This window comes from Frisingicoccus caecimuris (assembly GCF_004340975.1).
Taxonomy (GTDB): domain Bacteria; phylum Bacillota; class Clostridia; order Lachnospirales; family Lachnospiraceae; genus Frisingicoccus; species Frisingicoccus caecimuris.
This window is the reverse complement of sequence record NZ_SLXA01000021.1, coordinates 1-22,466: the sequence shown is the minus strand read 5'-3', so window position 1 is coordinate 22,466 and position 22,466 is coordinate 1. Positions and strand designations below refer to the sequence as shown.

At 41.6% G+C, this 22,466-nt stretch carries 20 protein-coding genes and 2 pseudogenes; 21 read left to right on the top strand and 1 reads right to left on the bottom strand.

Annotated features, from left to right (window positions below; translation table 11 throughout):
• Positions 1-139 precede the first annotated feature (139 nt).
• The 15 genes and pseudogenes from metF to EV212_RS12940 all read left to right on the top strand — a co-directional run bounded on the left by metF (position 140) and on the right by EV212_RS12940 (position 15,784).
• Positions 140-1,024 carry a methylenetetrahydrofolate reductase [NAD(P)H] gene (gene metF / locus EV212_RS13000; protein WP_132094321.1) on the top strand — a complete coding sequence of 295 codons (885 nt, stop codon included), beginning with the start codon at positions 140-142 and terminating at the stop codon, positions 1,022-1,024.
• On the top strand, positions 1,021-1,689 hold the full coding sequence (locus tag EV212_RS12995; protein ID WP_132094318.1) for a vitamin B12 dependent-methionine synthase activation domain-containing protein: 669 nt from the start codon (positions 1,021-1,023) through the stop codon (positions 1,687-1,689). Before metF ends, EV212_RS12995 begins: the two co-directional genes overlap by 4 nt.
• Positions 1,683-4,082, top strand: a complete 2,400-nt coding sequence (locus tag EV212_RS12990) for a homocysteine S-methyltransferase family protein (RefSeq protein ID WP_132094315.1) — start codon at positions 1,683-1,685, stop codon at positions 4,080-4,082. The genes EV212_RS12995 and EV212_RS12990 overlap by 7 nt, the downstream gene beginning before the upstream one ends.
• Positions 4,083-4,222: 140 nt before the next feature.
• On the top strand, positions 4,223-6,349 hold the full coding sequence (gene nrdD / locus EV212_RS12985; RefSeq protein ID WP_132094312.1) for an anaerobic ribonucleoside-triphosphate reductase: 2,127 nt from the start codon (positions 4,223-4,225) through the stop codon (positions 6,347-6,349).
• 44 nt (positions 6,350-6,393) lie between these two features.
• On the top strand, positions 6,394-6,921 hold the full coding sequence (gene nrdG / locus EV212_RS12980; protein WP_132094309.1) for an anaerobic ribonucleoside-triphosphate reductase activating protein: 528 nt from the start codon (positions 6,394-6,396) through the stop codon (positions 6,919-6,921).
• A gap of 10 nt (positions 6,922-6,931) precedes the next feature.
• The gene (dut, locus tag EV212_RS12975) at positions 6,932-7,375 is read left to right on the top strand and encodes a dUTP diphosphatase (RefSeq protein WP_132094305.1); all 444 of its coding nucleotides are present in this window, start codon (positions 6,932-6,934) and stop codon (positions 7,373-7,375) included.
• A gap of 108 nt (positions 7,376-7,483) precedes the next feature.
• Positions 7,484-8,668: pseudogene (locus EV212_RS12970) on the top strand (RNA-binding domain-containing protein); the annotation flags it as partial.
• Complete coding sequence (locus EV212_RS13830; protein ID WP_279222000.1) at positions 8,654-8,923, top strand: winged helix-turn-helix transcriptional regulator; 270 nt, start codon at positions 8,654-8,656, stop codon at positions 8,921-8,923. The pseudogene EV212_RS12970 and the gene EV212_RS13830, both read left to right, overlap by 15 nt.
• Positions 8,924-8,943: 20 nt before the next feature.
• The gene (locus tag EV212_RS12965; RefSeq protein ID WP_207669128.1) at positions 8,944-9,660 is read left to right on the top strand and encodes a LytR/AlgR family response regulator transcription factor; all 717 of its coding nucleotides are present in this window, start codon (positions 8,944-8,946) and stop codon (positions 9,658-9,660) included.
• Positions 9,661-9,893: 233 nt separating this feature from the next.
• Positions 9,894-10,610, top strand: a complete 717-nt coding sequence (locus EV212_RS12960) for a LytR/AlgR family response regulator transcription factor (RefSeq protein WP_132094298.1) — start codon at positions 9,894-9,896, stop codon at positions 10,608-10,610.
• Entirely contained in the window at positions 10,603-11,916 is a 1,314-nt protein-coding gene (locus EV212_RS12955; RefSeq protein ID WP_165873386.1) for a sensor histidine kinase, read from the top strand. Before EV212_RS12960 ends, EV212_RS12955 begins: the two co-directional genes overlap by 8 nt.
• Positions 11,917-12,019: 103 nt before the next feature.
• Positions 12,020-12,172: a hypothetical protein gene (locus EV212_RS13520; protein WP_165873385.1), complete on the top strand. Its 153-nt coding sequence runs from the start codon at positions 12,020-12,022 to the stop codon at positions 12,170-12,172.
• 25 nt (positions 12,173-12,197) lie between these two features.
• On the top strand, positions 12,198-15,071 hold the full coding sequence (locus tag EV212_RS12950; protein ID WP_165873384.1) for a type 2 lanthipeptide synthetase LanM family protein: 2,874 nt from the start codon (positions 12,198-12,200) through the stop codon (positions 15,069-15,071).
• Between the two features lie 48 nt (positions 15,072-15,119).
• Entirely contained in the window at positions 15,120-15,527 is a 408-nt protein-coding gene (locus tag EV212_RS12945) for an RNA polymerase sigma factor (protein ID WP_132094289.1), read from the top strand.
• A gap of 2 nt (positions 15,528-15,529) precedes the next feature.
• Positions 15,530-15,784 (top strand): helix-turn-helix domain-containing protein, encoded by a 255-nt coding sequence (locus EV212_RS12940; RefSeq protein ID WP_132094286.1) that lies wholly within the window; start codon positions 15,530-15,532, stop codon positions 15,782-15,784.
• 64 nt (positions 15,785-15,848) lie between these two features.
• Here the strand turns inward: EV212_RS12940 and EV212_RS12935 are convergent, their stop codons facing one another.
• Positions 15,849-18,224, bottom strand: a complete 2,376-nt coding sequence (locus tag EV212_RS12935; RefSeq protein ID WP_132094283.1) for an endonuclease MutS2 — start codon at positions 18,222-18,224, stop codon at positions 15,849-15,851.
• Positions 18,225-18,334: 110 nt separating this feature from the next.
• On the opposite strand from EV212_RS12935, the gene EV212_RS12930 reads away from it, so the two are divergent.
• The 6 genes and pseudogenes from EV212_RS12930 to EV212_RS12905 all read left to right on the top strand — a co-directional run.
• Positions 18,335-18,523, top strand: coding sequence for a CsbD family protein (locus tag EV212_RS12930; RefSeq protein ID WP_132094280.1), 189 nt, complete (start codon positions 18,335-18,337; stop codon positions 18,521-18,523).
• Between the two features lie 126 nt (positions 18,524-18,649).
• Positions 18,650-19,591, top strand: a complete 942-nt coding sequence (locus EV212_RS12925) for a 3'-5' exoribonuclease YhaM family protein (protein WP_132094277.1) — start codon at positions 18,650-18,652, stop codon at positions 19,589-19,591.
• A gap of 30 nt (positions 19,592-19,621) precedes the next feature.
• On the top strand, positions 19,622-21,013 hold the full coding sequence (gene rlmD, locus EV212_RS12920; RefSeq protein WP_132094274.1) for a 23S rRNA (uracil(1939)-C(5))-methyltransferase RlmD: 1,392 nt from the start codon (positions 19,622-19,624) through the stop codon (positions 21,011-21,013).
• A gap of 193 nt (positions 21,014-21,206) precedes the next feature.
• Complete coding sequence (locus EV212_RS12915; protein ID WP_243115565.1) at positions 21,207-21,503, top strand: helix-hairpin-helix domain-containing protein; 297 nt, start codon at positions 21,207-21,209, stop codon at positions 21,501-21,503.
• 93 nt (positions 21,504-21,596) lie between these two features.
• Positions 21,597-21,914: an ArsR/SmtB family transcription factor gene (locus EV212_RS12910; RefSeq protein ID WP_132094271.1), complete on the top strand. Its 318-nt coding sequence runs from the start codon at positions 21,597-21,599 to the stop codon at positions 21,912-21,914.
• A gap of 84 nt (positions 21,915-21,998) precedes the next feature.
• Positions 21,999-22,370 (top strand): annotated as a pseudogene (locus EV212_RS12905) (permease); the annotation flags it as partial.
• Positions 22,371-22,466: the final 96 nt, after the last annotated feature.

The window sequence follows — 22,466 nt, the reverse complement described above, 5'->3', positions numbered from 1 at the left end:
TTATTTACCTTTTTATCTTACTATGGTTTTTTTAATAATTCAAGAAAAATGCTGATAACCAGTTATAAGAATTAAATTATTGAAAAAAGAAATATCGGGGGCTATAATGAAATGGATTATAAGAATCGGAGGAATTTTCATGAATATACAGCGATTATTTGAAAGTAAAAAGGTGGTGTACTCTCTGGAAGTATTCCCACCGAAAAAGACCACGTCGATTGACACCATTTATAATACGCTTTATGGACTTCGCGGATTAAGACCGGATTTTATCAGTGTGACTTATGGCGCCGGCGGATCTGAAGCTCAGAAAAATAAGACCTGTGAAATCGCTTCTTTGATCAGGAGCGAATACCAGATTGAGCCGGTCAGCCATCTGACCTGTGTCGGTTCAACGAAACAAGATATTATGGAATTTCTGGATCGTCTGAAAGCGGAGGGTGTTCAAAATATTCTTGCACTCCGGGGAGATATTACACCGGGAAATGATGTCATCGATTTTGAACATGCCAGTGATCTGGCCGCATTCATCAAGAACTATGATGATAGCTTTAATATTTCCGGAGCCTGTTATCCGGAAGGCCATTGTGATTCGGCTAATATGGATCAGGATATTGAAAATTTAAAGAAAAAGGTGGATGCGGGCGTCACTCATCTGGTGTCTCAGCTCTTTTTTGATAATAATCATTTTTATGAATTTATGGATAAAGTAGAAAAGGTAGGAATTCACGTGCCGATTGAAGCGGGAATTATGCCGGTCATCAATAAAGCCCAGATTGAGCGTACCGTATCTATGTGCGGTGCCAGTTTCCCGGTGAAATTTTCGAAGCTGTTAAATAAATATGCCCAGGACCCGATTGCTTTAAAAGATGCCGGAATTGCCTTTGCGACAGAGCAGATCATTGACCTGATCAACAATGATGTGCGGGGGATTCATCTGTATACAATGAATAATGTGGAGACAGCGACAAGGATTACGAATAGCATTTCCAATATTCTTGCAAGCTGTAACAGACAGGTATGATCCGACGTTTAAACAGGGAGGAGATTCTTCGTTATCTTGGATATAAAGATTCGGGGGTTACAGAGCGGATAGAACAACTCTTGAATCGCTGTGAAGCGGAGACATTGAAGATTCTCCAGTCGAAGTATATATATAGAAGATTTCCAGTCGAAAAAGGCGCTGACGGTATTCGGATTCCGGGAACAGCGTTGGTGCTTTTCGGCAATGATATTCAGGAACATTTAAAAAACTGTAATGAAATATTTTTGCTTGGAGCAACGGCCGGAATCGAACTGGATAAACGAATCCGCCGTTATATGGTCACAGAGCCGGACGTGGGTGTGATCATGGACAGCTGTGGTATTCAGGCAGTGGAGCAGATCGCGGATTTGGCTGAAAAAGAAATGGAACAGGAAGTATCTGCGGAGGGGTGTCATCTGACCTGGCGTTTTAGTCCGGGATATGGCGATCTGCCGCTGGAGACACAGCGAGAATTGGTGCATGTGCTGGATACGCATCGGAAAATCGGCGTGTCCCTCACGGAGAGTTGTCTGATGGTGCCGAGCAAATCTGTGACGGCCATATTGGGAATCAGCGATACAAAGCGGGACGTGCGGAAAAATAAGTGCAACTTTTGTAATAATCGTGAACGGTGTGCGTTTAGAAAGAGAGGAACCAGATGTTAGATTTTAAAAATCAGATCATTATGCTGGACGGTGGTATGGGAACGATGCTTCAGGCGGCCGGAGTTCCTATGGGAAAGGTTCCGGAGGCATTAAATGTGACCCATGGGGAGGCGGTCATTGATATTCACCGTCAGTATATCGATGCGGGAGCGGATATTATTTATGCCAATACCTTCAGCGCCAACCGTTATAAATTGGGTCACAGTGATTACTCGGTGGAAGAACTGGTAACCGCGGGCGTGGTCAATGCGAAAAAAGCGGCAGCGGCTTCCGAGCGGGATGTGGCCGTGGCTTTGGATGTAGGACCCATTGGAGAGTTGATGGAGCCCAACGGCAGTCTGAAATTTGAAGATGCCTATGACATGTTTAAGGAAATGATGACGGTCGGCGCAAAGGCGGGGGCGGATTTGATCGTCATAGAGACAAGTACGGACCTTTTGGAAATGAAGGCGGCGGTTCTTGCAGCAAAGGAAAATACATCCCTGCCTGTTTTTTCCACAATGACCTTTGAAAAAAACGGAAGAACTTTTACTGGTGTGACAGTGGAGGCGGCAGCGCTGACCCTGACGGGGCTTGGTGTCGATGCTGTCGGTATTAACTGTTCACTCGGACCGGATGATATTTATCCCCTGGCTCAGAAATTGGTGGAGTGGACCCCATTACCTGTGATCATCAAGGCAAATGCCGGACTTCCGAATTTAAATTCCGGCGGCTATGATATCAGCGCCGGGCAATTTGCGGAGCAGATGGACAAGTTTATGGACCTGGGGGTCCAGATCATTGGCGGATGCTGTGGGACAACACCAGAATATATTCGTGAAATGAAAAAGATGCTTTCCCGGAGAACGGCGGAAGGAAAAAGGGCAGATCGGCCGGCCTTTGTCCGCCGGGCGGCGGTCTGCAGCAGTACCCAGGTTGTTGAAATCGACGGTGTCCGGGTGATCGGTGAGCGAATCAATCCAACGGGTAAAAAACTGTTTAAAGAAGCTTTATTAAATCATAATATTGGTTATATATTGACCCAGGGGATTTCCCAGGTGGAAGCCGGAGCCCATATTCTGGATGTGAATGTGGGTCTGCCGAAGATTGATGAAGCCGGATTGATGGTGGAAGTGATCAAAGAACTTCAGGGAGTGGTGGATGTACCCTTACAGATAGATTCTTCCCATGCCGGGGTTATCGAAAGCGGTCTTCGGATTTATAACGGAAAACCAATCGTCAATTCGGTTAATGGCGAGACGGCTGTCATGGAAAAGATTTTTCCTCTGGTCAAAAAATACGGGGCGGCCGTGGTTGGCCTTACATTGGATGAAAAGGGCATCCCGCTTCTGGCCGAAGAACGTTATGCAGTGGCGGAGCGAATTGTCCGAAAGGCGGAGAGTTATGGCATACCGAAGGAGGATGTCTATATTGATTGTCTGACGCTGACAGCTTCGGCTCAGCAGAAGGAAGTCGTGGAAACATTGAAGGCCATGCAGCTTGTGAAAGAGCGGCTTGGTGTGAAAACCGTTCTCGGTGTTTCAAATATTTCTTTCGGATTACCAAAACGGGAGTTTGTAAATGTGGCGTTTTTGACGTTGGCTATGGCTCACGGTCTGGATCTGCCGATCATCAATCCGAATGTGTCGGCCATGATGGCGGCGATAGACAGTTTTAATATCTTATATAACCGGGATGAAGGTTCCAGGTTTTACGTGGACAAGTACAGTAAGATCGTGGAGGCGGAGAAAAATGCTCAGTCGGCGGTGCCGTCCGTCAAACCATCGGACACAAAAAGTCTTGAATATGCGGTGTTAAACGGCATTCGGGAATATGCGGCGGATGCGACTCGGGAACTTTTAAAAACCCGGTCGGCCATGGACATTGTCAATGACATTTTGATTCCGGCTCTGGATAAAGTCGGAGCGGATTTTGAAAGCGGAAAACTTTTTCTTCCGCAGCTCATCCAGTCGGCGACGACAGCCCAGGAAGCCTTTGATGTTCTTAAAGAATATATGTCCGGTCAGAAGGATGAGGGAACTGTTTCAAAAGGGAAGGTCATCATTGCTACGGTAAAGGGTGATATTCATGATATTGGAAAGAATATTGTTAAGGTGGTCATGGAAAACTACGGTTATGAGATGATTGACCTGGGCAAGGATGTTCCAATCGAAAAGGTTGTGGAAGCTGTTCAGCAGACTGGCGCAAAGCTGGTGGGCTTAAGTGCATTGATGACGACGACGGTGGTAAGTATGGAGGAGACCATCCGGGCCATTCACGAGGCCGGATGTGACTGTAAGATATGGGTCGGCGGTGCTGTTCTGACCGAAGATTACGCGAGACAGATCGGTGCGGATTTCTATGCGAAAGACGCAAAACAGTCGGTAGATATCGCAAAAAGCATACTTGGATAAATATGGAACGCTCAGTACAATATATTGTGCTGGGCGTAATTATTTTTCTATATTTTGTATTTTATAGTAGCTTTTTTTTTCATACGGTGATATAATGGCCTAGGACAATGACCAAAAGAAAAAAATGAGGAGGATTCTATATGATCGTTATTAAGCGGGATGGCCGTGAAGTGAATTATGACAGAAGTAAGATTATCGTTGCCATTTCCAAAGCGAATGCGGAAGTACCGCCAGAGGAAAAGATTACGGAAGATGTGATTGAGAGCATCGTTGAATATATAGAGACACGTCACCGTAAACGTATGTTAGTGGAAGATATTCAGGATATCATCGAACAGAAATTAATGTCTGAAGGGAAATACGACCTGGCTAAGACGTATATTATTTATCGTTATCAGAGAGAATTAGTACGAAAAGCGAATACAACAGACGATTCTATTTTAAGTCTGATCAAAAATAGCAACAAAGATGTTATGGAGGAGAATTCCAATAAAAATGCGACGGTGGCTTCCACACAGCGGGATCTGATCGCCGGCGAGGTGTCCAAGGACCTGACCCGTCGTCTGCTCCTGCCGGAAAAAATTGCCAAAGCTCATGAAGAAGGTGTGATTCATTTCCATGATGCGGACTACTTTGTACAGCCAATTTTCAATTGCTGCCTGATCAATATCCAGGATATGCTGGACAATGGAACGGTGATGAACGGTAAGTTGATTGAAAGTCCAAAGAGCTTCCAGGTAGCCTGTACGGTTATGACCCAGATCATTTCGGCCGTAGCCAGCAGCCAGTATGGCGGCCAGTCCGTTGATATCCGCCACCTCGGAAAATATCTGCGGAAGAGTTATAATAAATATAAAGATCAGATTGTGGCTCAGTATGGGGATAAACTGGATGCGGAAACGATCGAAGGTTTGGTGCACACCCGTTTAAATGATGAACTTCGATCCGGTGTTCAGACGATTCAGTATCAGATCAATACATTAATGACAACGAATGGCCAGTCTCCGTTTGTTACGGTGTTCCTGAACCTGGATCCGAATGACGAATATATTGAAGAAAATGCCATGATCGTTGAAGAAATCCTGCGTCAGCGTCTGGAAGGAATCAAGAATGAAGTGGGTGTTTATGTGACACCGGCTTTTCCGAAGCTGGTTTATGTGCTGGATGAGCATAACTGCCTGAAGGGTGGAAAATACGACTATATTACAAAGCTTGCGGTTCGCTGTTCTGCAAAACGTTTATACCCGGATTATATTTCCGCTAAGAAAATGCGTGAGAATTATGAAGGTAATGTATTCAGCCCGATGGGATGCAGAAGCTTCCTGACACCTTGGAAGGATGAGAATGGCAATTATAAATTCGAAGGCCGTTTCAATCAGGGTGTTGTCAGCCTGAATCTGCCGCAGATGGGTATCGTAGCCCGGGGTGATGAGGAGAAATTCTGGAAGATTTTTGATGAACGTCTGGAATTATGTTATGAAGCGCTGATGTGCCGTCATAAAGCCCTTGAAGGAACAACTTCCGATGTCAGCCCGATCCACTGGCAGTATGGCGCTATTGCCCGTCTTGAGAAGGGTGAAAAGATTGATAAATTACTACATGGCGGATATTCCACACTTTCTCTGGGTTATATTGGCCTCTATGAAGTGACAAAGCTGATGAAGGGTGTCAGTCATACGACACCGGAAGGTGAAGAATTTGCCTTAAAGGTAATGAATCACCTCCGTTCGGCGACAGACCGCTGGAGAAAAGAGACCGGCATTCATTTCAGTCTTTACGGAACACCGGCCGAGTCCCTGTGTTACCGTTTTGCACGGATTGATATGGACCGTTTCGGCGTGATCGAGGATGTTACAGATAAGGGATATTATACAAATTCCTATCATGTGGATGTTCGCGAAAAAATTGACGCTTTCAGCAAATTTAAATTTGAAAGCCAGTTCCAGAAGATTTCTGCCGGCGGCGCTATATCCTATGTAGAAATTCCAAACATGCGTCATAATCTGGAAGCTCTGGAAGAGTTGGTAAAATTCATTTATGACAATATCCAGTATGCCGAGTTTAATACGAAATCCGACTATTGCCATGTATGTGGTTATGATGGAGAAATTATCATTAATGATGATCTGGAATGGGAATGCCCTCAGTGTGGCAACAAAGACCATGACAAGATGAATGTGACACGGCGTACCTGCGGATATCTGGGCGAAAATTTCTGGAATGTGGGTAAGACAAAAGAAATCGCTGCCCGTGTTCTTCATATTTAAAGTTTAATGGCGTTGTAAAACGTCGGATCAGAAGGCGGTAGTGTATGTATTATGCGGATATAAAACAATATGACATATCGAATGGACCTGGGGTGCGGATTTCTCTTTTTGTGAGTGGATGTACCCATCGGTGTAAAAACTGTTTTAATGAGGTTGCCTGGGACTTTAATTATGGAGAACCTTTTACAGAGGAAACCATTGATAAGATCATCGAATATTTGGAACCAGATTATATCTGGGGGCTGACGCTTCTCGGTGGGGAACCTTTTGAACGGACCAACCAGCAGGGACTTTTGCCGCTGCTCCGCAAGGTTCGGGAGATATATCCAAAGAAGACCATCTGGTGTTTTTCTGGCTACCTTTTTGACAGAGACATTGTTGGCCGGATGGTGGAGGATTGGCCGGAAACGAAAGAAATGCTCTCGTATATCGATGTTCTTGTTGACGGCGAGTTCATTGAGGAAGAGAAAGATCTGACCAAGCGGTTTAAGGGTTCAGCCAACCAGCGGACCATCGATGTTCCGGCTTCACTGAAAGAGGGTCGTGTTGTCATCGTGGAAGGTTACGAATAGGAGAAAAGCTATGAAACAGCAAGTGAAGGTTAAAAAATTAAATGATAAAGCGATTCTTCCGACCTACGGGAGTAAATATAGTGCCGGTTCAGATCTGTATGCCTGCATGGATGCACCGGTAGAAATTTTTCCGGGTGAGACGGTGCTTGTGAAGACCGGATTGGCTATGGCGATTCCGGAAGGCTATGCCGGACTGATTTACGCCCGCAGTGGTCTGGCAACGAAAAAAGGACTGGCGCCGGCCAATAAAGTGGGTGTCATTGATGCGGATTACCGTGGGGAGATCATGGTGCCGCTCCACAATCATTCCCGTGTGGCAGTGACAGTGGAGCATGGCGAGCGTATTGCCCAGATGGTGATCACACCATTTTTAACGGCAGAATATCTTCTCACAGATGAGTTGGATGAGACGGAGCGGGGCGAAGGCGGCTTCGGTTCTACCGGAACAAAATAAAGGAATTTATGAAAAAGAATGATGTTTACGTGAAAATGCAGATATCATTCTTTTTTTGTAATAAAATATTACAAGTGGTCATTTTATTCTGGGATTTAATCAGCGAAAATGTTATACTATGAAATGGAGAAGGGAGGAAGACACTTGATAATAGAAGATATTTTAAAAGGCGAGTCTAAAAATATTGAATATAAAATGGCACTTCCTGAAAAAAGTGATAAATATCTGAAATCTGTAGTTGCATTTGCGAATACCAGCGGAGGAAAAATAATTATAGGAATTGATGATAAGGAAAAAAAGATTGTTGGGGTTGATGAAAAATCTGTATTTCAAATTATGGATAAGATAGCAAATGCGATTTCGGATAGTTGTGAGCCACAAATTATACCCGATATCACATTTCAGACAATTCGTGGGAAATGTGTGGTAATTGTGGAAATATATCCGGGAGCAAATCGACCTTATTATATAAAAAATGCAGGAAAAGAGAAAGGGACGTATGTTAGAGTAGCTGGGACTTCCAGACCAGCGGATACGGTGAAAATCAAAGAATTGGAAATGGAAGGAACAAATGTATCCTGGGATGAATTAGTGTGTGTTGGTTATGAAGTTACCGAGGAGGCTGTCCGAAAACTATGCCGTGATATAACAGAATATATGAAAAGTGCTCTGCCTAATGAAGAAGAAAGAAAAACAGTTCAGGAAGTTACAAAAGAACAATTATTGAATTGGAAAGTATTAAAACAGTCTGGGGAAGAAATATTAGCAACAAATGCGTTTGTTTTACTGACGAGCGATTATTTTCGATTTTCCAAGATTCAGTGTGCTTTATTTAAAGGAAATGACAGAGATATTTTTATTGATAAAAAAGAATACAGTGGTCCATTATATGAGCAGATAGAGGCAGCGTATCAATTTGTACTCAGACATATTAATTTAAGTGCGGAGATAGAGGGCTTGGTAAGGAAAGATGCATATGAACTTCCTGTGGCAGCTATTCGAGAAATGATAATTAATGCTATATGCCATCGAAATTATATGGATAATTCCTGCGTACAGGTGGCTATATATGATAATCGTGTTGAGGTGACTTCTCCGGGGATGTTGTTCGGCGGATTGACACTTGAAGAGGCTATGAACGGAAGGTAAAAAATTAGAAATCGGGCAGTTGCCGAGATATTCAGCCGTATGGAATTGGTTGAAGAGTGGGGAACCGGAATACGGCGTATTTTGAAAAGAGCAGAAGAATATGCACTACCAAATCCTGATTTTTTTGAGATCGGAGACACATTCAGAGTTAATCTTTATAAAAAAGCCGATAAAAAAGCCGATAAAAAAGCCGATAAAAAAGCCGATAAAAGGATTGAGCGGCAACAGGCGATTATACAATATATAAAGGCGGAAGGAAGTGTTTCTAATAAAGAAGCAAGAGAAATCCTGGGGTTGGCCGAGTCTACAACAAAAAGGATTTTAAGGGAAATGGTTCAGGATGAAATGTTAAGTGAGAATGGTGAGAGGAAAGCAAAGAGATATTTTATAAAACAGTAATGAATGTATGGGGGTGTGCCATGTTAAAAATAGCGGTATTGGATAATGAAGCGATTTTTTATGAAAGAGTAAGCCGGCGGCTATATTCAATTTATGAAAAAATGCATCTTGCGGTTAATGTGGATTGTTATAGCAGCGGCAGGGAACTGATGTATGAGGTGGACGATGGGAAATATTATGATATTTATTTACTGGATATTGATCTCCCGGATATGTCAGGAATTGATTTGGGGAGGGTGCTCCGAGAAAGATCGCCTTTTTGTTATATTATCTTTCTTACAGCCTATCCTCAGTATGCCATTGAAGGCTACAGTGCCAGAGCTTATGAGTATATCTTAAAGGATCAGTGGGAACAGAAGCTTGAAACAGCACTGTGTCATATTCAAAAAGAGGTTAATGCCCGGACGGAGCCATCCTATCGAATTATAGTAGGACCTAAATTGGAGAAGATTCCCGTAAGAGCCATTTACTATTTGTATAAGGATGGAAAAAATGTTATATTTCAGACATGGAGCGGCAGGACTTCTATTCGTAAGACTTTGTCTGAAGTTTATGAAGAACTGCCGAAAGAGGAATTTATATATGTAGACCGGAGTTTCATTGTTAATGTTCAGCATGTAATGAAACTGAAGAATAAGGAAATATATATGTCAAATGGTGAAAAGGTACCCGTCAGCAAACCTCAGTTGGAAAGGGTAAAAATTGAGATTAATGCATATTGGAGAAGCCATATATAAGTAAATCAAAAGGAGAGTTTGGAAAAAAATTAAAATGTGATGACAACAAGGCATTTTCAGGATGTTTCACTGTATATAAAGGTGAAGCATTTTTTTTGTTTACACAAATTTGTGTAAAAATAATCCACAAGTTATAGGCTTTACGCTGAATTTGTGGAATGTTAAACTGACCCTAAAGAAAAATGCAAATAAAGAATATGTAACAAAAGATAAGGTTGAGAGGGCGATGTATAATGTTAAAGATTGCGGTATTAGATGATGAACAGATTTTTTATGAAAGTATTAAAAAGAAAATCTATTCTTTTTATGAAAAAGTACATCTGGCTGTAAGCGTAGATTGTTATAGCAGCGGTAAAGCATTATTGTATGAAGTGGATGACGGGAAATATTATGACATCTATTTATTAGATATTGACCTTCCAGACATGTCGGGAATTGATTTAGGGCGGATACTTAGAGAAAAGTCGCCCTATTGTTATATTGTATTTCTTACAGCCTATCCACAATATGCGATTGAAGGCTATAGTGCGAAAGCGTATCAGTACATATTGAAGGATGAATGGGAAAAGAAGTTGGATGTGACATTAAAAAATATTCAAAAGGAGATTCAATCCAGAATGGAACCATCTTATCGAATTACAGTGAGTACAAAATTAGAAAAAGTTCCGGTAAAAGATATTTATTATCTGTATAAAAGCGGAAAAAATGTTGTATTTCAGACCCGTAATGGTGAAAGCACCATTCGCAAGACCTTATCGGAAGTTTATGAAGAATTACCAGAAAAAGAATTTATTTATGTGGACCGGAGTTTTATTGTCAACATTGAGCATGTGATGAAGTTGAAGAATAAGGAAATTTACATGTCCAACGGGGAGATCATTTCTGTCAGCAAGCCCCAGTTGGAAAGAGTGAAAAAGCAGATTAATGCATACTGGAGAAGCCATGTATAAACATTTATTATTTTGGACCACGGAGTATTTAAACTATTTTTCATTGATTTTCTGGGGAATAAAGTTATTTTTGGAGAAGTATGAGGTCGAGACTAATAAAAAGGAGTGGGTTGAGAATATCATTATTATTGTAGCGAGCGTGCCGGTGGTGTGGTTTTGTGGATTTAATTATAAATTTGTAGTATATTCTAATGCCATTACATATATTTTAATACTGTTTATGAATTTGTTTGTTAGAATATATACAAAATGGAAAGCAAAGAAACTATCTGCACTAGTCGCCATATATGTTCACGGAATGAGGCTAATAGATTTATTAATTGTTACGGTAGTATTTGAAATAGATAGAATGAGTAGATTTGCCCATTGGGATTTAATTAACGCTGGTGTTGCGAGAAGTATATTTATGATTATTCTCTCTGTAACATATTATCTGGTGTATAAAATACTTAAAAAAGGGCTTTTGCTTGATTATTTATATGAGAATACGTTATACAGGCGGATAATTTATGTTTACAGTTTTATTGGGATTATTTGCTTTTTTCAGGTATATCGGTTTGATTATAGTGAACGATTACTTCAATTCTGGACCTTTTATTTGGTGTGTTTATTTATTGTATGTGGTGTTTTTATGTTTTATTTTCTATTAATTAAAGAGAAAGAAAAAAAGAGACTTCTTTATATGAGAAATAGTATGTTAGAAGCAAATTATCAATCGTTAAGAAAGGCATATGATGAAAATAGAATGATGTATCATGATTTCAAAAATCACATGCTAGTAATGAATCAATTACTACAAGAGGAGAAAAGCAAGGAAGCGTTGGAGTATATCGGGACGTATATTCATGGAACATTAAGTATTAATCAGAGAGTGGAATCAGGATGTAAAATTATTGACATTATTGTAAATTATAAGATTGCTGAAGCTGTAGAGAAACAAATTAATTTTACATATGAAATAGATTTTATTTCTCAAATTGATATAAAGGACAACGATATGTGTGTATTATTAGCAAACCTACTGGACAATGCGATCGAGGCTTGTGAGAAAGTTGAAGAAGAGAGGCGTTTGATATATTTAAGAATTAAAAGGCAAAATCAAATGTTATTGATTTTCATTAAAAATGCTATACAGGAGCGTGAAACAGAAAAAAGAGAATTTTTTAAAACAAGTAAAAATAATAAGGAATTGCATGGTCTTGGTATAAAATGTATTGATAATGTGATCCAGAAGTATGATGGACATAAGGAGTATAGTATTCAAAAAGATAATTTTGAATTGTACATTAGTTTACCTGTAGATTAAAGATTGAGGGACAAAATTCGACAATTTAAGGACAGGATGGGAAAAAGTAGAAAATAGGGATATAATCAAGAGGTAAAATAAAGTAGCAAAGGAGGAAAGTCAAATGGAAAACAGAAAAAACGAAAACAGCATGAATCTGGCCGGTGATATCCGAAAGGAAATGGATGAAATCCAGAAAATGCAGGCGACTACGCCTTTGATTTTAAGCATGGTAACAAATACATGTGCAGACTTGACTACAGTAATTTGTTGCTAGTCAAAATTAAAACTAAAAGATGACAATGAGTAAAGAAGAATTCGAAAATATTGTTTATCAAAGCTTAAAACAGAATAATGGGTTTAGTGAGAATCCCGGAAATATTTTCAATCCCTTTTTTGACTGTATCGTCAGTGCAGTTCAAAAAGAAATCCAACATGAAATAGCAGCTAGGAAGATACCGGGACGGCCGGTGCGGGAAGTCTTGGATTTGAGTGTTTTGGAGCAGATTTTAATTAAAATTTCTAAACGGGTTCTGATCTACGACATGAACGTTCGGCGGGAAGCCGGGGAACTGACAGGAGATTCGGAAGAAAAGGAGTATGCGGATTACGTTTGTCATCATCTGATGCAGCCGGAGTATGTACAGAAACTGTTTCCAAAATATCCGATTTGGCGGGATGCCATATTTAAGAGTTCGAAATTCTATATTCGAAATGTAATAGAAGTTCTTCAACATTTGGCCTTGGACAGAATGGATTTAAATGCTGAATTTTTCGCGGACAAACCTTTTGAAGAAGTCGTTCGGATATCGGGAAGCGGTTCGGACACACATTGTGAAAATCGAGTCGTGTATCGTGTAGAACTGGATAATGGCCAGGTTATTTACCATAAATCCAGGGTGAATACAGGTATTCATTTTTTCAACGCGCTGTATGTTCGGATTGGCAATTCCTGTGGGGTATCGGCCTACATAAATCCTGCGTTGGAGCGGGACACGTATGTTTGGGAGAAAGAGGCGACCTACAGGGAATGCCGGTCTGAGCAGCAGGTGAAAAATTATTTTACCCGGCTTGGGATGATTTTGTGTATTTGTCACCTGTGTCATAGCGGGGATATGCATTATGAAAATATGGTAGCCTGCGGCGAATATCCGGTAATCATCGATTATGAAACATTGATTCAGCTACCTCCGGAACAGGCGCCGGCGGAGGAAAAGGAGACAAACACGTTTATCGGAATGTCGGTACTGCCGATAGGGATATTGCCCTTTTATGGCGCCCGAAATAAGAACTTCAATGCGGATTTCAGCGGGCTTTGCGGCGGCGGTAAGCAGATGATGAATCTGCAGATTCCGGTCATTTCCAATCCTGGCAGATCAACCATGCGTATTGCTTATAAATACGGCGAGACCCAGGAGAAAAATAATCGTGTACGGTTAGCCGGGCAGGTTGTTGATCCGGGAAAATATCTGGATGATATTTATAAAGGTTTTGAGGCCGGATATCGATATATTTATGAGCATAAAGCTCAGGTCAGCCAATTGGCGGAAATGATGCAGCAGTCTCTCTATCGTCAGCTTTTCCGTAATACTCAGGAATATCATATGATTCTTGACTTATCCTACCACCCTCAGTTTATGCAGCAGGAAGGAGCACGTCGGGATTTTCTTCAAAATGCATTGATGATTCCAGAGTTTAAGGATAAGTCCTGGATTGTGGAGCAGGAAATCGAAGATATGCTGAATGGGGATATTCCCTATTTTCAGTTTCATATGGCTTCAGGGACAATTCTTAATTCCCGGCGAAAACCGTTAAAAACCTTCTATCATCGGACGGGAACGGAATTTATTGAGCATCAAATTCAAAATCGGACACTGGAAGATTTGCGGGTACAAAAACATCTGATCGAAACAGCGTTGAGTTATTCGAGGGCAGCGTTTTTAAGAGACCGGATACCGCAAAATACAGATATTTCAATAGAGCATTTATGTTCAAAGATTGCGGATGTGATATATGAGCATCGGATTGAAACATCAGGAAAGATTCGGTGGATAAATACAAGAATCATGTCCGTTAATGTGGATAAACGTTATACCTATTATATGGAAATGTCAGACAGATATCTTTATGAGGGAATCATAGGGATGGCTGTTTTTTCAGCGGCGATTCTAAAATTGAATCCAGATCATCAAATTTCAAAAGTATATGAGCCGATGATAAAAGAACTGTTTGAGTATACAGACAAGATAGCCAACAGCAATGAAAAAGATTTGCCGACGGGGATTTTTTTTGGAGAAAGTTCTATTGTTTATGGATATCAGCTTTTATATCGGATTACAAAGGATTTAGTATTTTTAGAATATGCAGCAAAGCACTGCCGGATAGTGGTACAGAACCTGAAATCAGACAATCAGTTTGATATTGTCGGTGGAAACGCCGGCGCTATTATGGCCTTTCTGAATATGTATGATATTCAGCAGGAAAAAGCATATCTGGACATGGCTGAGATTGCCGCAGAAATGTTGTTGGAAAATGCCGTTCGGACGGAAACGGGAATGGGCTGGAAGAGTATAAGTAATGGTGCACTGCTTGGTGGATTTGCGCATGGCTGCGCGGGTATTATGTATGCCTTGTCGAGGCTGGCCGAATATACCGGAAAAAGCACCTATCTGGATGCAGCTTTTCAGGCGTTCCTTTACGAGAAAACATTATATTGTCCGGAAAAAGGCGGATGGCGGGATTTAAGAAATAATAAAGAATCCTATATGTCTGATTTTAAGTGGTGTCATGGGACGGCCGGAATACTGTTTGGCTGGAAACTTTCACTGAGATATTTCAGAGGGGCAAAAAAGGTTGCCGTGGAGCGGGAAATTCAGAGGTTAATGTCAGATCATCCGAATGTACTCTGCAGAGAAGAAGTCGGATTATGTCATGGAAATCTGGGCAACGTCCTGATTGGAAATTTGGCTGGCATAGATTTATGGAAGGATTCATTGCAGAAGAATGCGTTAAAGAGTATTCAGGTTTTGCAGGAAATATTCTTGAAAAAAGACACGATGACCGTGTTGCATGAGCAATATGATTATAGTCTGATGACCGGGTTGTCAGGTGTGGGTTATGGTCTGCTTTACAGTTTGTCTTTGGATTTACCAGGGATTTTAAATTTACAGCTTTGATGGAACAATATAAATGGACATGAAGGTAATGAGCAGGGGGGAGAATAGATGAATGAATTCGAAGAGACGGTATCTTATCGATTTGCAGCATTTTGTGTAAAAGTATTAAGGATAAGTGCACGGAGATGTTATGAGGAGATTGGCCGGCGTAATGAGAAAGAAATGTCTCTTTCTTTGCTGTGTGAAAATGCACTGGATTATTTAATAACTGAAAAGAAATATTTTGGTGTATCACATCATTTTAGTGTCAATGGTTATCTGGTAGAAATTCGAGATGATAATATCGGTGAGGCCATTAAACAGTTGGACAAAATCTATCAGGACATTTTGCTTCTGTACTATTTTTTGGGATTTACAAATAAAGAAATCTCAGAGATATGTGATTGTTCCTTGAGGACTGTAATTCGCAGAAAAGAGCAGGCCTTGAAATTAATGCGTAAAGCCCTGGAGGAGTAGAGATGACGAAAAAATTCACAGATAATCGTTTACCTTATGCTGTTGTGGAGGCGGCCGTCCGCGGAGACGCGGAAGCATTAGAGAAGGTCCTTGAATGTCATAATTCCTATATATGTAAATTATGTACGCGTAAGGTTTATGACGATATGGGAAACCTGCACTATGAGGTAGACTGGGATATGAAATCACGGATTGAAAGTATGCTTGTTCGGGCGATTATTATGAATTTTAAGATAGACTATGATTCCGATAAGTAGCTGTAAAAAGATGAAAAAGAGTGTTTTGACGGTTGTTAAACGGCCAGATAAACACTCTTTTTCGTTATTTAAAATCTACAATAGTAACGCCGGTTTCGCCTTCGCCAAAGGCGCCGAGGCGGTAGGATTTGACGTAGCGGCATTTTTTGAGTTTGTTATGAACGGCGGTCCGGAGTTTTCCGGTTCCCCGGCCGTGAATGATGGTGACCTGATTTAAATGAGCCAGGTAGGCGTCATCCAGATATTTGTCCAGTTCCGGCATGGCTTCATCCACGGTCTTTCCGATAATGTTTAAACTGGTGCTGATGGAAGCGGACTTGGACATTTTAATTTTTCCGGCGCCGGTTTTCTTTAAGGTCGGAGCCTTGATGACTTCTTCGTCCAGTAATTCCAGGTCTGTCAGGCTGACCATGGATTTTAAAATACCCATCTGTACGGCGATCTGTCCTTTGCTGTTTGGTTTTCCTGTAATAGTTCCTTTAATGTTCATGCTGAGAACGCGAACACTATCGCCCGGATGGAAATCTTCCGGCCGGTTTTTCTTTGCCTGGTCTTTTTTTATAGCCAAACGATCGTCGGTCTTAGACAGTTTATCCCGGACAGCGGAACGTTTCTTTTCAAGTTCCTTCATGTTGCCGGTTTTTCCTGCGGCCAGTTTATTCATGTCCCGGATGGTCTGATCCGCATAATCCTTTGCATCTTGAAGAATTTTACGGGCCTGTTCGTTGGCTTCACGGAGGATGCGCTCTTTCTGTTTGGAAAGGTTATCCTGTTTTGTTTCCAGCTTTTGTTTTAATCCGGCGACTTGAGATTTGTATTGTTCAATTTCCAGCCGTTCTTTTTCAATAGTTGAACGGCTTGTTTCAAGATCAGCAATTAAATCTTCAAAACTCTGGTCGTTGACATCAATGAATTTTTTTGCTTCATCAATCATATAATCCGGCAGACCAAGCTTGCTCGAAATCGCAAAGGCATTACTTTTACCGGGAATGCCAATGAGAAGCCGATACGTAGGGCTTAAAGTTTCTACATTAAATTCGCAGCTGGCATTGCAGGCGCCTTCAGTAGAGAGGGCAAAAACTTTCAGTTCGCTGTAGTGGGTGGTTGCCATGGTGGTCACGTCCCGGCGCAGGAAATTCTTCAAAATCGCCATAGCCAGGGCGGCTCCTTCCGTTGGGTCCGTTCCGGCGCACAGCTCATCCAGAAGAACGAGGGAACGGTAATTGGATTTATCAATAATGGAAACAATATTTGTCATATGGGATGAAAAGGTACTCAGACTTTGTTCAATACTCTGCTCATCGCCGATATCGGCAAATACATCTTCGTAAACAGACAGTTCGGAATGATCAAAAGCCGGAATGTGCAGACCGGCCTGACCCATCAGTGTTAAAAGGCCAACCGTTTTTAATGATACGGTTTTACCGCCTGTGTTTGGCCCGGTCACAAGAAGAAGCCGGTAATCTTTTCCGATGGAAATATCAATGGGAACGACTTTCTTTTTATCCAGAAGAGGATGCCGGCCTTTTTTGATATTTATATAGCCTTTTTCATTAAATAAAGGTTCTGTTCCGCTGTAGCTTCTGGAAAGATTGGCTTTGGCAAAGACAAAATCCAGGTGGGTCATTACGGTAATATTTGTTGATAATTTTTCCTGATATTCAGCACATTGGTTGCTCAGTTCACCAAGGATTTTTTCAATTTCTTCTTTTTCTTTGGCCGCCAGTTCACGAAGATCGTTATTTAATTTGACAACTACCATCGGTTCGATAAATAAGGTCGAACCGGAAGAAGACTGATCATGGATCATTCCCTGAATCTGGCTGCGGTATTCGGCCTTTACCGGGAGACAATACCTTCCGCCGCGCATGGTGATCAGATTATCCTGGAGCATGGAACTGACGGAAGACGAATTGACCATGGTGTTCAGCTGACTGTGAATCCGTTCATTGGTCAGTTTGATGGAACGGCGCACATGTTTTAAGCCTGGGCTGGCATCATCGGCAATCTCTTCTTCAGATAGGATACAACGGCGGATTTCACGGCATACCGGCGATAATGGTTCGATAGTATTAAATAATCCATCCAGTGAATCGGTGGACATATCATCGGTTTCCCGGCGTCCGTAAGATTTGGCGCGAAGGGCTGTCTCCAGCAGGGAAGCAATATGCATGAATTCGGTGACCGACAGGCTGGATCCAACTTTCAGTCGGAGTAAAGAGTCACGGATGTTTCTCAGTCCGGAAAAGGAAAGACTTCCTTTGGCATAAATTCGCGAGAGTGCATCGCTTGTTTCCATCTGTCCCTGGCAGATTTCTCCTAAATCCGTTGATGGAAGTAAGTTTTTACACATTTCTTTGCCCATCGGGGATGTGGCAAAATCCGTCAGTTTTTCTATAATTTTATTGTATTCTAAAATTCGTAATGCTTTTTCATTCATAGTTTGACACCTCATATGATTGTATCTAATATTGTACCCTATAACAGGAAAAATGAAAATGGATTTTTTATTTTTATATTGGTTATATTAATAGCAAAGGAGGTGTGATTATGGCAGACAGAGGATTTACAGACAGGGTTAAAGGCAAAACCAAAATGATGGCCGGGAATCTTACCGGAAATCAAAAAGTAAAAGCGGAGGGTGTGATCCACCGGACAATCGGGATGACAAAGGAAGTTGTTTCCGATGTGAAAGATGTAGCGGAAGAGGTTATTGAAAAAGTAAAAGATAAAATGTAACGTATTTTGTGATTTAAGGAATATCTTTCGGGGTATTCCTTTTTTCTTGCGTCATTTAATGTACCCGGAAACTATGAGATGTGCTATACTATTTACACAATGAGGATTAGAAATGAGGATAGATTTATGAGATTTATTTATGAACTTCGGGAGGGAGACAATATCTCCGGCATTTATTTATGCAAAAACAAACAGAATTTAAAAACAAAGGCCGGGAAAAGTTATTACTCTCTGCTTCTTCAGGATAAAACCGGGACGGTAGATGCTAAAGTATGGGATTTGAATAATGGGATTGAGCATTTTGAGTCCATGGATTTTATAAAAATTGATGGAATGGTGACCAGTTTTCAGGGGGCGTTACAGGTAAATGTGCGCCGGGTCCGCCGGACGCAGGAACAGGAATATGATATTCGGGATTATCTGCCGACAAGCCGGTTTGCCATTGACGACATGATGAAGGAATTGACGGGATATATTGGGACGATACAGAATCCTTATCTTAAAGCTCTTTTAGAGAGCTTTTTCGTGAAAGATGCCGCTTTTATTAAAAGCTTCAAGGAACATTCGGCAGCGAAAAGTGTACATCATGGTTTTGTCGGCGGTCTGCTGGAACATACGCTGAGTGTGACAAAGTTATGCGATTTTTATTGTAAGCGTTACCCGATTTTGAACCGGGATCTGTTGCTGACTGCGGCCATGTGTCATGATATCGGAAAGACGACGGAACTTTCCCTTTTCCCGGCGAATGATTATACGGATGAGGGACAGCTCCTTGGTCACATTGTGGTGGGAACGGAAATGATTCATGACCGGATCCGGGATATTCCTGATTTTCCAAAGGTCCTTTCCAATGAATTGAAGCATTGTATTCTGGCTCATCACGGGGAACTGGAATATGGTTCACCGAAAAAGCCGGCGCTGGTCGAGGCACTGGCATTAAATCTGGCGGATAATACAGATGCAAAAATGGAAACTATGACGGAGATTTTTGCGGCAGCAGCAGATAATATGGAATGGATGGGTTATAATCGGCTCTTCGAGTCGAATTTGCGGAAAACCTCGAAATAAAAGAGATTTAAACAAAGGCGGTTTTTTTAGATGAAAGAAAGTTTAAAGAAAAATGATCTTGTAACACTTTCAATCACTGATCTGGGAAGCAGCGGTGAAGGAATCGGCAAGCTTGATGGTTTTACATTATTTGTCAAGGATGCTCTGATTGGTGACAGGATTCAGGCCAAAACTATAAAAGTAAAAAAATCCTACGGTTATGGCCGGCTGATGGAGATTTTGACCCCATCACCTTACCGGGTCGAAGCGCGATGCCCTCAGGCCAGAGCCTGCGGCGGCTGTCAGATTCAGCCGTTGGCTTATAAAAAACAGCTTTCTTATAAAGAGAATAAGGTCCGGGAGCTTTTAGAACGGGTTGGCCAGGTTAAAGATTATATCATGGAGCCTATCATAGGGATGGAAGAACCATGGTATTATCGGAATAAGGCTCAGTTTCCTGTGGGACAGAGTAAAGAAGGGGATATCATCTCCGGATTTTATGCCGGGAGAACCCATTCCATCGTTCCTATGGATGAATGCTTTATCCAGCATCCGATGAACCGGGAGTTAATGGCCTGTGTACGTCAGTGGATGAAAGCTCATAATGTTTCTCCATACAATGAGACAACGCATACGGGGCTGGTACGCCACATATTTACACGAATTGGCAAATATACTGGAGAAATTATGGTCTGTCTGGTGATTAACGGCAAACGGATTCCGGCAGCGGATGCTCTCATTGATGTGCTTAAAAATATATCGGGCATGAGCAGCATTTGTCTGAATATTAATCAGGAAAAAACCAATGTAATTCTGGGCGATACGGTGAAATGCCTGTGGGGCAAACCCTACATAACCGATAAAATTGGGGATGTTATCTATCAGATTTCTCCCCTTTCATTTTTTCAGGTAAATCCGGTGCAAACGCAGAAATTGTACGGGACAGCGTTGGAATATGCCGGATTGACAGGGGAAGAAACCGTTTGGGATTTATATTGCGGAATCGGAACCATTTCCCTGTTTTTGGCACAGCATGCCAAAAAGGTCTGTGGCGTGGAGATTGTGCCTCAGGCTATTGAGGATGCCAGAGAAAATGCCCGCCTGAATCACATTGAGAATGCAGAGTTTTTTGTTGGAAAAGCGGAAGAGGTGCTGCCGGAATATTATGACCGGTATGCCGCAGAACATCCGGGAGCCCGCGCCCATGCGGATGTTATCGTGGTGGACCCTCCAAGAAAGGGCTGTGATGAAAAACTTCTCCAGTGTATGGTACAGATGGCGCCAGACCGCATTGTTTATGTGAGCTGTGATCCGGCCACATTGGCCAGGGATTTGAAGTTCCTCGAAAAAAATGGGTATAAAGTACAAAAAGTGCGATGTACAGATATGTTCGCTCACAGTGTTCATGTTGAAACAGTGGCTCTTCTCGTTAAGAAACAGTGATTTTCCGGGCTTTTCGGGTACTTTTTGGCAAAAGAGAGAACCTTTTGAGTCGGGCTGATGCGAAAAGCGATTGAAACATGACAGATAGTTGTCGTATTTATTATGATATGATGAAAAGTAGAAAGGGCATGAGCAATCTGGGGATATTGACAATATCAAATCGCTCATGCCTTTTCCGGAAGGAGGATTTGGGATGATGCAGAATGAGAAGAATAAAATCAGTGATTTGAAGAAGATACCGGGTGTGGGAGCAAATATGGAACAGCATCTGAAGAATATCGGAATCCACTGCATTTCAGACTTAAGGGGAAAAGACCCGGAAGAATTGTATCGTTTGGATTGTATGAAAAAGGGATTTCAGGATGACAGGTGTGTTCTGTATGTATTTCGCTGTGCAGTATATTTTGCAGAACATGAGCAGCATGAACCGGAGAAATTGAAATGGTGGTATTGGAAGGATAAGGATTATCCGGAAAGATGTGAAAATTAATGATTCGATATGTTGCGAAAGAGGATATTGACATTTTTAAATATTTGCATATAATATAGATAGATTGAAAAAAGTGAATGTGAGGTGAAAGCTATGGCATCTGCATATAGTGATACAGTAAGGATATTTAAGGCGTTTTGTGATGAAAACCGTCTGAAAATTTTGGCGCAGCTCCGGACAGGGGAGAAATGTGCGTGCAAGTTACTGGATGATCTGCATATTACACAGCCCACACTTTCCCACCATATGAAGCTGCTATGTGATGCCGATATCGTACAGGGGCGCAAAGAAGGAAAATGGGTGCATTATTCCATTAATCAGGAAGGTGCAGAACGGGCGAAAATGCTGTTGGAACAACTGGTATCTCTGGATGCTTCCAGTGGGCAGAGTCAGGGCTGTTGTGATAAATAAAAAATGGCCATCGGGAGAGATGGCTTTTCTTTGAAGCGATATTTAGAAATTTTTAAATTTGTCTATCTAAAAGGAGTTTCTTTTATGGAAGTTTTACATTTTTTTTGGCTGTTTATCCAGGACCAGGTGCTGGGGATGAAATGGTTGAATGGGGTGATTGGGAATGGTCTTTCGGCTGTTGGCCTTGATGTAGAATCTCTATGGGGCGGCAGTGTTCAGTTTTTTCTCTATGATGTGATTAAGATTACAGTTTTGCTCTGTTTTTTGATTTTTATGATTTCGTATGTTCAGAGCTATTTTCCGCCGGAACGAAGTAAGCGGATTCTTGGGCGTTTCCACGGCATCGGAGCAAATCTCATTGCTGCACTGCTTGGAACCGTAACGCCGTTTTGCTCCTGTTCCTCGATTCCGCTATTTATTGGTTTTACCAGCGCAGGACTGCCTCTTGGGGTGACTTTGTTTATGATACACTAGAATTACCGAAAAAAAGCGTCAGAATTCCCTGAAATCAGCAAGGGAAATTCCCCAAAAAAGGCGGGACATATTGAACCA

Bases quoted from the DNA above. Each gene is read 5' to 3' on its own strand.
- metF (WP_132094321.1), top strand. From the start codon at position 140: ATGAATATACAGCGATTATTTGAAAGTAAAAAGGTGGTGTACTCTCTG.
- EV212_RS12995 (WP_132094318.1), top strand. From the start codon at position 1,021: ATGATCCGACGTTTAAACAGGGAGGAGATTCTTCGTTATCTTGGATAT.
- EV212_RS12990 (WP_132094315.1), top strand. From the start codon at position 1,683: ATGTTAGATTTTAAAAATCAGATCATTATGCTGGACGGTGGTATGGGA.
- nrdD (WP_132094312.1), top strand. From the start codon at position 4,223: ATGATCGTTATTAAGCGGGATGGCCGTGAAGTGAATTATGACAGAAGT.
- nrdG (WP_132094309.1), top strand. From the start codon at position 6,394: ATGTATTATGCGGATATAAAACAATATGACATATCGAATGGACCTGGG.
- dut (WP_132094305.1), top strand. From the start codon at position 6,932: ATGAAACAGCAAGTGAAGGTTAAAAAATTAAATGATAAAGCGATTCTT.
- EV212_RS12965 (WP_207669128.1), top strand. From the start codon at position 8,944: ATGTTAAAAATAGCGGTATTGGATAATGAAGCGATTTTTTATGAAAGA.
- EV212_RS12960 (WP_132094298.1), top strand. From the start codon at position 9,894: ATGTTAAAGATTGCGGTATTAGATGATGAACAGATTTTTTATGAAAGT.
- EV212_RS12955 (WP_165873386.1), top strand. From the start codon at position 10,603: ATGTATAAACATTTATTATTTTGGACCACGGAGTATTTAAACTATTTT.
- EV212_RS13520 (WP_165873385.1), top strand. From the start codon at position 12,020: ATGGAAAACAGAAAAAACGAAAACAGCATGAATCTGGCCGGTGATATC.
- EV212_RS12950 (WP_165873384.1), top strand. From the start codon at position 12,198: ATGAGTAAAGAAGAATTCGAAAATATTGTTTATCAAAGCTTAAAACAG.
- EV212_RS12945 (WP_132094289.1), top strand. From the start codon at position 15,120: ATGAATGAATTCGAAGAGACGGTATCTTATCGATTTGCAGCATTTTGT.
- EV212_RS12940 (WP_132094286.1), top strand. From the start codon at position 15,530: ATGACGAAAAAATTCACAGATAATCGTTTACCTTATGCTGTTGTGGAG.
- EV212_RS12935 (WP_132094283.1), bottom strand. From the start codon at position 18,224: ATGAATGAAAAAGCATTACGAATTTTAGAATACAATAAAATTATAGAA.
- EV212_RS12930 (WP_132094280.1), top strand. From the start codon at position 18,335: ATGGCAGACAGAGGATTTACAGACAGGGTTAAAGGCAAAACCAAAATG.
- EV212_RS12925 (WP_132094277.1), top strand. From the start codon at position 18,650: ATGAGATTTATTTATGAACTTCGGGAGGGAGACAATATCTCCGGCATT.
- rlmD (WP_132094274.1), top strand. From the start codon at position 19,622: ATGAAAGAAAGTTTAAAGAAAAATGATCTTGTAACACTTTCAATCACT.
- EV212_RS12915 (WP_243115565.1), top strand. From the start codon at position 21,207: ATGATGCAGAATGAGAAGAATAAAATCAGTGATTTGAAGAAGATACCG.
- EV212_RS12910 (WP_132094271.1), top strand. From the start codon at position 21,597: ATGGCATCTGCATATAGTGATACAGTAAGGATATTTAAGGCGTTTTGT.